Genomic DNA, 12232 nt, shown 5'->3' with positions numbered 1-12232 from the left:
ATTGACCATTGACCATTGACAAATGACCACTGACCACTGACTACTGACAATTATAAATGTTATCCCCTAGTAGTTCTGACTTTCTAGGCGATCGCGTATTGCATATTCCCCTAAGCGATCGCTGGCGCATTTATCACCGCTTACAAGAATTAGGGATTGAATCTTCCTGTCACCCTGATGGTTCTTTGCTGGTACGAGTAGATAGTCTGCAAACAGCAATCCTAGTTCGCAGTACTTTAATCCAATTTCTCGCATCCCGTCAACAATTGGTAGATTGGTTAGAACATTGTTGGTATTATCAGCCTGAAGCTTGAGTACAAACTACCATCTCGCCTAAAATCTCAACTTATAAAAGAGATTTTGTCAGGATAATTGATAATTTTTGCAGATATGCATAATCTGCTCGGAGAATTGGAAGTAGAAGCTACTGTTCCCTAAGCAATTTTATTGCAGACTGAGGAAGTAATATCAATTCTCTTACTGACGGCGACAGATGCAACCGCACCAAACCTAAATTAAATCTGAAGCCTGTTAGTTAATAATTCCGAATTGGTATCGCATTTGTTTTGGGGTTATTTTCCATCTGCTAAATCTGAAATTCTCTTGACATATTTTGGCAATTAGAAAATTGAAGCTGCAATTGTAGAGTTGTACTTTTTAATTTTCCATTTTTGCCCCTATCTAAAATTGTAAAGTCCGCTTATGGTAATTCGCAACAGCGAGAAACAATTCCTTACCTTTTTGCATAATGAGCTTGAACTTTCCAGCGCTGACATTTCTGTAGCGCTACGACATCAAAAAATAGATAACGGCCCTTTACCAATGCTGCTTTGGCAATATGGACTAGTTAATTTAGAGCAGCTAGAACGGATTTTTGACTGGCTCTATGAGCAAAGTTAAATTGGGCATTGGGCATTGGGCATTGGGCATTGGGCATTTGTAAGTTGCTAGAGACGCGATTAATCGCGTCTGTACAATTGTGATTGTTTAACCGTCAACTTAAAAAAGAATTTGTAAATGATACAGGAATTTGGTTCTTTCTCATACAGATGACTTGAGTTTTTATGGAGCATAATGAAGAGTCATGAATCATGTCTTTTAAGATTCTTCAGCATTTACCGTCATTTTCTAGAAAATATATAGGCATTTACCATTAGTAGCGATTGCAGACTACCAGGAATGCAGTCCAGAAACAATATTAAGAATAATTCCCATAGTGAGATGTTTGAGATGAGTCAAATCCTAATTAATGACACTACATTACGTGATGGTGAACAAGCAGCCGGTGTTGCTTTTAACTTAGAAGAAAAAGTTGCGATCGCTAAGTTTTTAGACGCCATTGGTGTACCCGAATTAGAAGTCGGTATTCCGGCGATGGGTGAGGAAGAAACACGCGCTATCTCAGCAATTTCTAACTTGGGTTTGCAAGCCAAATTACTCGGCTGGAACCGCGCGGTGATTTCCGATATTAAAGCTTCTCTAGTCTGCGGTTTAGAGCGAGTACATATTGCAATTCCTGTTTCTGGAGTTCAAATCGCCGCTAAATTTCACGGACAATGGCGGGTAAGTCTGCAAAAACTTAAAGATTGTGTCAGCTTTGCCGTTGATAATGGTCTTTGGGTAGCAGTAGGCGGAGAAGATTCTTCAAGAGCTGATGAAAACTTCCTCTTAGACGTAGCATTGTATGCTCAAGAATGGGGTGCATCGCGGTTTCGCTTTTGCGACACTGTTGGCGTTCTTGACCCTTTTACTACCTACAATAAAGTCAAGCGGCTAGCATCAGCCTTGATGATTCCCCTAGAAATCCACACCCACAATGATTTTGGTTTAGCTACTGCCAATGCCCTTGCTGGTATCAAAGCCGGAGCATCTTCAGTAAATACCACAGTCAATGGCTTGGGTGAACGCGCCGGCAACGCCGCTTTAGAAGAAGTCGTCATGGCCGTTAAACGCATTTACAACGTAGATTTAGGTATTGACACTCCCAGATTACTAGAACTATCTCAACTAGTTGCATCTGCATCAGGTAGCACAGTTCCACCTTGGAAAGCAATTGTTGGCGAAAATACTTTTGCTCACGAATCAGGAATTCATGCGCATGGCGTGTTGCAAAATCCCGTCACCTACGAACCATTTGCACCAGAAGAAGTAGGTTGGGAACGACGGTTAGTAGTTGGTAAACATTCTGGTCGTCATTTAGTATCTAGCGTACTCGAACAGCATGGTATTTATCTTAACTCCCAAGAAGCCCAAACTGTTTTAGACGCAGTACGCCAACAATCTATCGAGAAAAAACGTAGCCTAACTACCGAAGAACTGTTGAATCTAGCCAGAGAACAGAGGTATTCTCATGCAAGATGAAATTGAACTTGACTCACCACCAGCTTTTGAAATCGGTCAAAAAGTCAGATTGCGTAAACTGATTAAAAATGATGGCACATTTCCTGGTCAAGACATCGGCGTAGTTTTAGCCAAAAAAGGAGAAGTTGGCTACGTTGCAAGTATTGGCACATATTTGCAGAGATCCTATATCTATGCTGTGCATTTCTTACATACAGGGTTCGTCATCGGTTGTCGGAAAAAAGAACTAGAATCTGTCGAGGAAATTAATGAAAGTAATGCTACGGAAGAATGATGCCGGTGATTTAGTTGTCTACGTCGCTAAAAAAGATTTAGAAGAAATCGTAGTCAAAGAAACAGACGGCGCTGAGGGGAAAATTCTGACTTTAGCTAACGGCTGGGAATTAGAATTTCGTGATATGCCAGACGAAAACAGTTTACCCCTAACAGTAGAAGCTAGACGACTTGCGTAATATTAATTATGGGGGGAGATAGTAATTGGGGAAGCATCTATCTCTTATATCATGTCAATTTCTCTCCTTTCTTCTCTCTGCGTCTCTGCGGCTCTGCGTGAGATTATTTTTCATATTACCTAACTAGGATAACTATAATATAGCCATCTTATTAGAGTTGTGAAAATAGCATTTTTAATAAACCGCCAAGCACGCCAAGAAGATAGAGAGAACATGATAGCACCCGTTTAGATTCAGGTTGAACTAAGTTTAATTTTGAATTGAGAGTTACTAAACATGGGTGAAAAATATCGGACATTATCGGAATTAAACCTTGAAGGTAAATTCCTGGGTTTTGTTGGCGATGAAGGGAAATTTAAATATTTGCGTTTAGCCATCCCATCCGGGAATTTGCAAGTAAAAGTTCCCAAAGAATTGCGCGGTGCTTTAGGTTCCACCTTAGTACCTGGCGAACATATCCGCGTTGATGGTGTTAGCCAATTAAACGCGCACACAGGCGAAATCAAATTCAAGGCTTTTCGGGTAAAATCCACTGGTGTTTGTCCCATTGAACATTTACCACCACAAACCAAAGCCAAAATCATGGTTTGTCAAAAATCTGGTTGTATGAAACGGGGTGGTAAAGGGTTATTATCTGAACTAGAAAAAACTTTGTGCGATCGCGGTTTAACCGACAAAGTGACAATCGAACATACTGGTTGTCAAAAACGCTGTAGCAGCGCACCTAACTGCGTTGTCAGGATTGGTAAAAAACAATACAAGAAAGTTCATCCAGAAGCGATCGCATCTCTGTTAGAGAATCATTTAACTTAAGCAAGCAAATATACTTGCTAAATAAATCATACAGGTGGAAAGGGTAAGCTCCCAGTCCGCCTATTTTCCGTATAAAAGTGTAAGATGCAAATAACTCTGCATTTCCATATTTGTTATGAGCCTAAGCACCGCTAAACGCTTTACCATAGCTGAATATCACCGCCTAGCAGAACTCGGCTTTTTCAAAGAAGGTGAGCGAGTTGAGCTAATTAACGGTGAAATCATTAATATGGCTGCAAAAGGTAAACCGCATTCTGTTTGTCTTACCCGTTTGTCTAGAGAGTTATTCCAGCTTGTTAAAGAACAAGGAACTATTAGAACCCAAGATCCAATTACTATTGCTGACAACAGCGAACCAGAACCCGATTTGGTGATTGCGCGAAATCGTTCAGATGACTATTTAGCGAATCATCCCACCCCATCTGATATTTTACTTTTAATTGAGATTGCTGATTCTTCTTTAAAATACGATCAAGAAGTCAAGCTACCCCTTTATGCAGAAGCAGGTATTTCCGATTACTGGATATTTAATTTAGTAGATAATTATCTAGAATGCTACAGTCAACCTTATCAAGCTGCACAAGATAAATTTGGTTATCGCCGCAAGGTAATTTTTCTAGCTAATGAGTCAGTGAATCTGCCAAATTTTACTGATTCAGTCTTGGAATTATCCAAGATATTTCCAGTGTAAATCTCTTACGATTAATAAATCGAGGTTTTCCTTGAGTTTGTAAGTATCCTCTTAATTCACTTACAAAAAATAAATTACCCATATTTCTTAGTGCGAGCATCTTGCTCGCTTTTGAACACCAGCGAGCAAGATGCTCGCACTACAAATTTATTGGGTATTTAAAAAATTGGATGTCCCTTAGTATCGCAAAGAAATCCCATACTATTCTTCCGCAAATGGAATAGGGCGATCGCTACATTGTGCAGGAGTCTCTAAAATGTAATTTTCTTCAACACAGAGTTGACGCAATACTGCTCGGTTAAGGAAAATTGTAGGTTGGGTTGAGGCTCTGCGAAACCCAACAGAGCTACCCAAATGTTGGGTTTCGTTCCTCAAACGCCACTTGCTACAAGCCGGGAAACCCGTCCAACGCAGTGGCTCCCCAACCTACGCGGGTTAAGCTTTTTGAGCTTAACCGAGCAGTATTGAGAGTTGACGTAATTCTGCAAAAGCATCTGCGAGAGAAGAGGCTTTGCTGAAGAAGCAATTAAACATAGAATTGATGTGGGAAATAGCGACGATAAATAAAAAGTTACTCAGATGTAGGTTGGGTTGAAAAACGAAACCCAACAGATCAACGTCTTGTTTTTGTTGGGTTAATTTTGATTAAGTTTATGTTGTGATTATTCAATCCTGAATTACTATTCCTTAGCGATTATCTGACTATATTCAGTCACAGCATCATATTGGTCAGCCATTAGCGCACATTTTGCTAATATATCCAAATTTAAATCAGGCAATAAAGTACTTTTAGAGACTTTTATATAGCTGTCACCTTGCAAACAATAAACTGATAATAAACCATCTTCCCAAAACCAAACTTCAGGTACTCGCAAACGCTGATAAATTTCTAGCTTATTAATTCCGCCACTCGTAACAGTTATTTCCAAAATTAAATCGGGAATAGATTTTTTTGTGCCTAAATTATAAGACTCATCTGGTTCCCGTCGCGTTTTGTCTTCCTGTTTACCTATGGTTGCACTTCCCCGACCATAAAAGCGGATATTCTTTGCCCGCATATACACTTCCAGCAACATCGCCAGAGTTTTTTTATAATCCTCATGGTCGTCAGAAAGTGGGGAGATAATTTCGAGAATCCCATCTAAATAAGTTAGTCGTGCGCTTGTTCCTGCAAGAGCGACATCAAGCTGTTCTAACTGTTCCCAACTGACATTGTACAGAAGAACGTAGGAAGTCTCAGAAGTCGAAGGTTTTTCCAGGACAGGAGAAGACATAAGTTAAACCATAGAGTGGCTTGTTTCTATCATAGAACTGAGATGCCATAGATCCAGATCATCTTGATTAAGCTATCTATTCAGATTCTATTAGTCCAGTAATTTGGCTGACGCTGAAGGTGCATGACTGCAACTATTAAAATTTGCTGCTCTCTCATGGCATAAATTATCCCATAGGGAAAACTGGCTATGCGGCAGCGTCTTGTATTCTTTGATAATTGAGTCCATGCTTGTGGGAACTGTTCAATACGATTGAGAGTGCGTTCAATTTCGGCAATAAATGCGTCTCCCATGTCGCGGCTGATATTGTCATAGTAAGCAACAGCATCATCTAATTCATGTTTGGCATCAGGATGAAAATTATACGCCATTACTTACTCCTAGAACGTAGCTCTCGTAATACCTGTTCGCCAGGAATTAAATTAACTTCGCCTTGTTCAACAGCTTGGAACCTTTTCTCTGCTTCTTCTGCCCAAATAGCATCTATTTCTGCTTGATTTTCAGCATCCAGACTTTTAAATAAATGTTCAGCCAGCATTGCTCTTAACCCTGGAGGTAAGGACAATGCAGTATTGAAAATGTCGTCATAGGTGTTAACCATAGTTTTTTCCAAATTCTAAGAGCAAGTTATTTTGATTTTAGTTTAGGTTAATTCTTCTGTATCTAGCTAAATACTCAAAACAGCATCGCAGCACTCACTACTTTAGCCGCCAAATTTTGATGGTATTGTCACCACTACCACTGGCAAGAGTTTTGCCATCTGGGCTGATAGCTACGGAAATAACCTCGTAATCATGCCCTGTGAGAGTGCGAATTTGCTCTCCGGTTGCCAGATTCCACAGTTTGATGGTGTTGTCACGACTACCACTGGCAAGGATGTTGCCATCTGGGCTGAAGGCGACAGACCAAATCGTGTAAGAATGCCCTGTGAGGGTGCGGATTTCTTCTCCGGTTGCCAGATTCCACAGTTTGATGGTGTTGTCATCACTACCACTGGCAAGGGTTTTGCCATCTGGGCTGAAGGCGACGGAATAAATCGTGTAAGAATGCCCTGTGAGGGTGCGGATTTCTTCTCCGGTTGCCAGATTCCACAGTTTAATAGTCTTGTCATCACTACCACTAACAAGAGTTTTGCCATCTGGGCTAAAGGCGACGGAATTAACCGTGTCAGAATGCCCACTGAAGGTGCGGATTTGCTCTCCGGTTGCCAAATTCCACAGTTTGATAGTTTTGTCACTACTACCACTGGCAAGGGTGTTGCCATCTGGGCTAAAGGCGACAGAAATAACCGTGTTAGAATGCACTTTGAGAGTCCGGATTTGCTCTCCGGTTGCCAGATTCCACAGTTTGATAGTTTTGTCCCAACTACCACTAGCAAGGGTGTTGCCATTTGGGCTAAAGGCGACGGAATTAACCGTGTCAGAATGCCCACTGAAGGTGCGGATTTGCTCTCCGGTTGCCAAATTCCACAGTTTGATAGTTTTGTCCCAACTACCACTAGCAAGGGTATTGCCATCTGGGCTGATGGCGACGGAATCAACTGGGTTAGAATGACCTTTAAGGGTTTTTTCTAGGAAAAAACTACTGGGAAAGCTTTCAACTAAAAATATCGGACTAGTTGGAAACAAGCCATAGCGAACATAACCATATATTTGAGTTCCAACTATTGTAATAGCAGCACCCACTAGTAATCTTTTTCTGAAATTAGTATTTTGTCTAGATGCCTTTTGTAGCGCTACTTTTGGCTTTACTGGTGCTGGCGATGTTCCAGGTTGAGGCTGATGGGGTAATGTAGCAGGAAATGATGATGGTGGGTGAGTTATAACTACTGCCTCAGTTGGGTGTACTGGTGAAAGTGATGGTAACGGTGAACTAAAATCCTGTAAAACTTCTTCAGCAGATTGGTAACGTTGCTGATAATCTTTTTGCAGTAACTTATCAAGAATCTTCTCCAATTCGCTACTTTGTGGTTGTTGCAAATGCTGCCGCCAAGAAGAAACCCACCCATAACCTTGTTGTTCCCACATTATCCAAGGGTGAATTCCACTCAGTAAGTGAAAGCAAGTTGCACCAAGACTATATAAATCACTTGCTGGATAAGCTTTCCCATCCTGCATTTGTTCTAATGGCGCATAACCTGGGGAACCAATTATTGTTCCTGGGTTATTGATAACTGTCATGGTGAGTTGCTTGGAAATGCCAAAATCTATCAAGACTAACTTGTTGTCAGTGCTGCGACGAATGATATTTTCTGGTTTGATATCGCGGTGAATAACTTGGTGCTGATGAACTGTTTTCAGGATATTTAATAAATCAAGCAAAACTTCCCAGATTTTTTCTGCGTTGAAAGTTCCCTGTTGTTTTAATTCCGCTAATAAATTCTGTCCGTCGATAAACTGCTGCACTAAATACAGATTATTTTCTTCTTCAAAGTACGCCAACAGCGTGGGAATCTGCGGATGTTCTCCTAGTTGTTGCAGTCGCCTTGCTTCTTGCTCAAATAGTTCTGTAGCTTTGTTGATTGCCGCAGTTCCCTGTACTCGCGGTGCAAATTGCTTGATAACACAATATTCATTCAGCTTGTCTAAATCTTCTGCTAAATAGGTTTTCCCAAATCCCCCATTTCCTAGTAATTGAATTGGGCGATAGCGATTTCTCAGCACTATCAAAGGAAATCGGCAGTTAGAGCAAAACGTTGTGGATTCAGAATGGGGTGGGTTGTGGCAAGCTGGATTTAGGCAGCAAGTCATGACTGTGCTTTTATGGGCAAATGCATTTATTATCCCTTAACCACAATCTCATCTTGTTAAAATCCGCAAAATCATCGATAAATTTATTTTTTTTACAACATGGGGTTCTAAGCAGTGAAGCTCTGGGGTGTGTTGATCTGCACAACACACCGAGCTTGAAATAGTCGATAAAAAATGCTGTCAGTTTTCACTGTGAGTTTATCTGGACAATTTTGAGAATGTAATGATGTAGTTTATCCTTATCCTTCCTTGGCAATCAAATCTTCCATTGCTTGCTGTAAATCATTGGTGAAATCTGTAACAGCTTGCTTTGCACCAACACGATTAGCTTTATATGTTGGGAATCTTTCAGAAATAGATATCGGTTCGCCTATGGTAATTTTGACTTTTTGCTTCCCTAATTGGGGACGACGTAAAGGATCGTTATTACCTTGAATTTTCTTCACCATATCTCTTAACAATAAGGTGGTTTCGGCAAATCTTTCTACTGTGGGTTTGTCTTTAACATAGCTACCAGAAACAGCAACAAAACTTTCAACTAATCGCATGTGCCACATTCTGCGGTTGGCTTCTTCGGCAACGCGATCGCCTAAAGCGCGTTCGATGGGCGATAATGATTTAAGATCCTTAAAGTCTTCTCTAAAAATATAATTCCACCCTGCTTGCTCTAATCTGCGACAGCGATCGTTCCAAGCACCTTTAGGCGATAAGTCAAAATACTGCTCAGATATTTGTAAGGCTACATGCATTAAGGCTTGTAAGCGTGCTTTTACAACTTCATTGCGATCGCCTCTTTCTAGATCTGCTATCATCGCTTCTGGCAGCTTTTGATGATAAAAGCGCTTATAAAAGTCTTCCATCAAGGTTAATAAACGTTCTGCCAAAGTTAACAAGCGGGGATATAGTGACTCGATAGTTGCACTATTGCCATTTTCTGAGGGATTTATCGGTAAACCGCTAGCGGCTTCCAATTCGCTCAAAAGTTGCGCGATCGCATTCCAAGGGGCAGCAACGTAACTATATTTAAGCCCAACTGGTACAATAAAAACCTGCTCGGTGCGTCCAGCTTTTTGCAAATCTTCAGCACACCAAAAGCCTAATTGTGCAATACCCGGTTCTAAAGGACTCATTATCTCCGATAACCCATTAGTCGCGCCTTCTGGCGCAGCAGCCATCGGGAAAGTTCCATTGGCGAATAAATCTCGCGCTGAACGCAAACCATTCCAGTCAGCCTTACCGCGCTGGATGGGAGTACCGCCTAAATGCGACGCCAACCAGCCTATATGTTCCCCAGCCCATAGAGGAATACCGCGATCGTAGATAAAATGAGCATGAATTGGAGTTTGGATTTTTATGCCTTGTTCTCGTGCTACTTTCGGTACGAGTTGCGACAGTAAGTAACCTAAACAAATAGGATCTTCCGTTTTTGGGTGGCGAAATGCTAACAAAAACCGAATCTTACCATCCTGAAACTGACGGTAGAGATCCGCTAAAATTTCTACGTTGTCTGCTTCAATTTGCGTAATCGCTGTTTTCCAGTTAATCAAGCTGGGAAGTAACAAATGCGACAGTTGAAGTAATAAGGGGTTAAACCTCGGCGGAATAAATTCTAGAGGTGGTTGTGCTTGGTAAATTCCAGTAGTCAAGAGATTTTTCTCCTCAAAGTGGCGATTTAAAACAGGCAGAAGGATAAAGGATGAAATTTTATACTTTATACTTCATAACTTCGGACTTCATAATTCACACTTCATAATTCATAATTCATTAAGTGTTTTGGGAAAGGGAATAAACGATGCGACTGTCACAAATGTTATTCGTTACACTGCGGGATGATCCAGCTGATGCGGAAATTCCCAGTCATAAATTATTACTACGTGCAGGTTATATTCGTCGCATCGGGAGCGGTGTTTATGCTTATCTACCACTGATGTGGCGGGTATTACAAAAGGTTTCCCAAATTGTGCGCGAAGAAATGAACGCCACAGGCGCACAAGAATGTTTGTTACCACAATTACAACCGGCTGAGTTATGGAAAGAGTCGGGAAGGTGGGATACTTATACCAAAGCTGAGGGAATTATGTTTTCCCTCATCGACAGACGGGAGCAACAATTAGGCTTAGGCCCCACTCACGAGGAAATCATTACAACGATCGCCCGTGATATGATTCGCTCGTACCGTCAGCTACCATTGCATCTCTACCAAATTCAAACGAAATTCCGCGATGAAATTCGTCCCCGCTTTGGTTTGATGCGCGGACGAGAATTTATCATGAAGGATGGCTATTCCTTCCACGTGGATGAAGACAGTCTCAAAGCCACTTACCAAGATATGTACCAGGCTTACAGCAACATGCTGCGCCGTTCTGGTTTGGCTTTCCGCGCCGTTGAAGCTGACTCTGGCGCGATTGGCGGTTCTGGTTCGACAGAATTTATGGTACTGGCGGATGCGGGAGAAGATGAAGTTCTTTACACCGAAGATGGAAAATACGCCGCTAACGTAGAAAAGGCGGTATCTTTACCAGCAGATGCGGTAGCTTCAGCGTTTACCATCTACGAAAAACGCGAAACACCGGGAACTGAAACCATTGAAACAGTTTGTAAATTGCTCAACTGTTCTCCTACCCAAGTGGTGAAGAATGTTCTTTACCAGACAGTTTATGACAACGGGAAAACAGTATTAGTTTTAATTAGCATCCGTGGCGATCAAGAAGTTAATGAAGTCAAATTACAAAATGAATTGACAAAATTAGCTGCTAATTATGGGGCAAAAACTATTATCGCTTTAACTGTACCCAATGCGGAAGCACAACAAACATGGGCAGCAAAATCTCTACCTTTAGGCTATATTGCCCCTGATATTGCTGATGAGTATATCAAAGGCGATAAACAAGTACATCCGCAGTTTTTACGCTTTGTCGATAAAACCGCCGTTGAGTTACAAAACTTCGTCACAGGCGCAAACGAAGCTGGTTATCACGTAGTGGGTGCGAATTGGAGCGAGCAATTTAAATTACCAGAATTGGTAGTAGATATTCGTAAAGCCAGACCAGGCGATCGCGCTTTACATAACCCAGAGCAAACCCTACAAAGCGCTAGAGGTATCGAAGTCGGTCATATCTTCCAATTAGGTACAAAGTATTCTGTAGCGATGGGTGCAACTTATACCAACGAACAAGGGGAAGAAAAACCTTTAGTTATGGGTTGTTATGGTGTGGGCGTGTCCCGGTTGGCTCAATCAGCCGTAGAGCAATCTTACGATAAAGATGGAATTATCTGGCCAGTGGCGATCGCCCCCTATCACGCGATTGTTACAATTCCTAACATTAAAGATGCGCAACAAGTAGAAATCGCCGAAAAACTCTACAAAGAACTAAATCAAGCCGGAATTGAAACCTTACTCGATGACCGCGACGAACGAGCAGGAGTAAAATTCAAAGATGCCGATTTAATTGGTATACCTTACAGAATCGTCACCGGCAGAGCGATCGCTAACGGTAAAGTAGAAGTAGTCCAAAGAGCCACTCGTCAATCCCAAGAAATTGACATTCAACAAGTCGTAAGTACAATCAAACAGTGGATTGCAGCTGCGATAGGAAATTAGGGACTAGGGGCTAGGGACTAGGGACTAGGGACTAGTGAACAGACTTAAATGTAGGTTTGGTTGAGGCAAAAAACCCACGATTGGCGTTACTTGCTTGAGTTGCGCTACCCTTAACCCAACCTACTTTTTTGTTTTTAAATACACACATTTGTATTATTGTCAACAATCTATTTCCTCCTTGTCCTCCTTGTCTTCCTTGTCCCCCTTGTCCTTCTCCCATGCCCCATGCCCAATGCCCAATGCCCCATGCCCCATGCCCCATGCCCCATGCCCCATGCCCCATGCCCCCT

General features: G+C 41.7%; 15 protein-coding genes. 8 read left to right on the top strand and 7 right to left on the bottom strand.

Translation table 11 applies throughout. The features are described 5' to 3' along the window. The first annotated feature begins 56 nt into the window (after positions 1-56). The 7 genes from AACW45_RS15165 to AACW45_RS15135 all read left to right on the top strand — a co-directional run bounded on the left by AACW45_RS15165 (position 57) and on the right by AACW45_RS15135 (position 4317). A complete protein-coding gene (locus AACW45_RS15165; RefSeq protein WP_190633388.1) occupies positions 57-314 on the top strand; it encodes an Asr1405/Asl0597 family protein in 258 nt (85 codons plus the stop codon). 388 nt (positions 315-702) lie between these two features. After that, positions 703-900: a DUF2949 domain-containing protein gene (locus AACW45_RS15160; RefSeq protein WP_096646377.1), complete on the top strand. Its 198-nt coding sequence runs from the start codon at positions 703-705 to the stop codon at positions 898-900. A gap of 330 nt (positions 901-1230) precedes the next feature. Then, the gene (gene nifV, locus AACW45_RS15155; protein ID WP_190633387.1) at positions 1231-2361 is read left to right on the top strand and encodes a homocitrate synthase; all 1131 of its coding nucleotides are present in this window, start codon (positions 1231-1233) and stop codon (positions 2359-2361) included. Further along, positions 2351-2635, top strand: coding sequence for a nitrogen fixation protein NifZ (locus AACW45_RS15150; protein WP_096646379.1), 285 nt, complete (start codon positions 2351-2353; stop codon positions 2633-2635). The genes nifV and AACW45_RS15150 overlap by 11 nt, the downstream gene beginning before the upstream one ends. After that, the gene (gene nifT, locus AACW45_RS15145; protein WP_096646380.1) at positions 2610-2813 is read left to right on the top strand and encodes a putative nitrogen fixation protein NifT; all 204 of its coding nucleotides are present in this window, start codon (positions 2610-2612) and stop codon (positions 2811-2813) included. Before AACW45_RS15150 ends, nifT begins: the two co-directional genes overlap by 26 nt. Before the next feature lie 276 nt (positions 2814-3089). After that, positions 3090-3626 carry a (2Fe-2S) ferredoxin domain-containing protein gene (locus AACW45_RS15140; RefSeq protein ID WP_190633386.1) on the top strand — a complete coding sequence of 179 codons (537 nt, stop codon included), beginning with the start codon at positions 3090-3092 and terminating at the stop codon, positions 3624-3626. A gap of 115 nt (positions 3627-3741) precedes the next feature. Next, the gene (locus AACW45_RS15135) at positions 3742-4317 is read left to right on the top strand and encodes a Uma2 family endonuclease (protein ID WP_190633385.1); all 576 of its coding nucleotides are present in this window, start codon (positions 3742-3744) and stop codon (positions 4315-4317) included. A 201-nt stretch (positions 4318-4518) separates the two neighbouring features. Here AACW45_RS15135 and AACW45_RS15130 read toward each other — a convergent pair whose 3' ends face one another. The 6 genes from AACW45_RS15130 to AACW45_RS15105 all read right to left on the bottom strand — a co-directional run bounded on the left by AACW45_RS15130 (position 4519) and on the right by AACW45_RS15105 (position 9987). After that, positions 4519-4692, bottom strand: coding sequence for a hypothetical protein (locus AACW45_RS15130; protein ID WP_190633384.1), 174 nt, complete (start codon positions 4690-4692; stop codon positions 4519-4521). Between the two features lie 305 nt (positions 4693-4997). Then, positions 4998-5591, bottom strand: coding sequence for a Uma2 family endonuclease (locus AACW45_RS15125; RefSeq protein ID WP_190633383.1), 594 nt, complete (start codon positions 5589-5591; stop codon positions 4998-5000). Between the two features lie 80 nt (positions 5592-5671). Beyond that, positions 5672-5962: a type II toxin-antitoxin system RelE/ParE family toxin gene (locus AACW45_RS15120; protein ID WP_190633382.1), complete on the bottom strand. Its 291-nt coding sequence runs from the start codon at positions 5960-5962 to the stop codon at positions 5672-5674. Beyond that, positions 5962-6192 carry an addiction module protein gene (locus AACW45_RS15115; protein WP_015126407.1) on the bottom strand — a complete coding sequence of 77 codons (231 nt, stop codon included), beginning with the start codon at positions 6190-6192 and terminating at the stop codon, positions 5962-5964. Before AACW45_RS15115 ends, AACW45_RS15120 begins: the two co-directional genes overlap by 1 nt. A 97-nt stretch (positions 6193-6289) precedes the next feature. Next, positions 6290-8341 carry a serine/threonine-protein kinase gene (locus AACW45_RS15110; RefSeq protein ID WP_190633381.1) on the bottom strand — a complete coding sequence of 684 codons (2052 nt, stop codon included), beginning with the start codon at positions 8339-8341 and terminating at the stop codon, positions 6290-6292. Positions 8342-8580: 239 nt separating this feature from the next. Beyond that, positions 8581-9987 carry a 1-acyl-sn-glycerol-3-phosphate acyltransferase gene (locus AACW45_RS15105; RefSeq protein ID WP_190633380.1) on the bottom strand — a complete coding sequence of 469 codons (1407 nt, stop codon included), beginning with the start codon at positions 9985-9987 and terminating at the stop codon, positions 8581-8583. Between the two features lie 146 nt (positions 9988-10133). Here AACW45_RS15105 and AACW45_RS15100 point away from each other — a divergent pair, with 146 nt between their 5' ends. Continuing rightward, on the top strand, positions 10134-11942 hold the full coding sequence (locus tag AACW45_RS15100; RefSeq protein ID WP_190633379.1) for a proline--tRNA ligase: 1809 nt from the start codon (positions 10134-10136) through the stop codon (positions 11940-11942). A 31-nt stretch (positions 11943-11973) separates the two neighbouring features. Here AACW45_RS15100 and AACW45_RS15095 read toward each other — a convergent pair. Then, on the bottom strand, positions 11974-12232 hold a 259-nt coding region (locus AACW45_RS15095; protein ID WP_339385082.1), incomplete at its 5' end, for a hypothetical protein.

Origin of the sequence: Calothrix sp. FACHB-168 (assembly GCF_963889195.1) — a bacterium.
Classification (GTDB): Bacteria; Cyanobacteriota; Cyanobacteriia; order Cyanobacteriales; family Nostocaceae; genus Aulosira; species Aulosira anomala_A.
This window is presented reverse-complemented; position numbering and strand designations above follow the sequence as displayed.

Coding starts and splice junctions, on each gene's coding strand:
- AACW45_RS15165 (WP_190633388.1), top strand. CDS start 57: ATGTTATCCCCTAGTAGTTCTGACTTTCTAGGCGATCGCGTATTGCAT.
- AACW45_RS15160 (WP_096646377.1), top strand. CDS start 703: ATGGTAATTCGCAACAGCGAGAAACAATTCCTTACCTTTTTGCATAAT.
- nifV (WP_190633387.1), top strand. CDS start 1,231: ATGAGTCAAATCCTAATTAATGACACTACATTACGTGATGGTGAACAA.
- AACW45_RS15150 (WP_096646379.1), top strand. CDS start 2,351: ATGCAAGATGAAATTGAACTTGACTCACCACCAGCTTTTGAAATCGGT.
- nifT (WP_096646380.1), top strand. CDS start 2,610: ATGAAAGTAATGCTACGGAAGAATGATGCCGGTGATTTAGTTGTCTAC.
- AACW45_RS15140 (WP_190633386.1), top strand. CDS start 3,090: ATGGGTGAAAAATATCGGACATTATCGGAATTAAACCTTGAAGGTAAA.
- AACW45_RS15135 (WP_190633385.1), top strand. CDS start 3,742: ATGAGCCTAAGCACCGCTAAACGCTTTACCATAGCTGAATATCACCGC.
- AACW45_RS15125 (WP_190633383.1), bottom strand. CDS start 5,591: ATGTCTTCTCCTGTCCTGGAAAAACCTTCGACTTCTGAGACTTCCTAC.
- AACW45_RS15120 (WP_190633382.1), bottom strand. CDS start 5,962: ATGGCGTATAATTTTCATCCTGATGCCAAACATGAATTAGATGATGCT.
- AACW45_RS15115 (WP_015126407.1), bottom strand. CDS start 6,192: ATGGTTAACACCTATGACGACATTTTCAATACTGCATTGTCCTTACCT.
- AACW45_RS15110 (WP_190633381.1), bottom strand. CDS start 8,341: ATGACTTGCTGCCTAAATCCAGCTTGCCACAACCCACCCCATTCTGAA.
- AACW45_RS15100 (WP_190633379.1), top strand. CDS start 10,134: ATGCGACTGTCACAAATGTTATTCGTTACACTGCGGGATGATCCAGCT.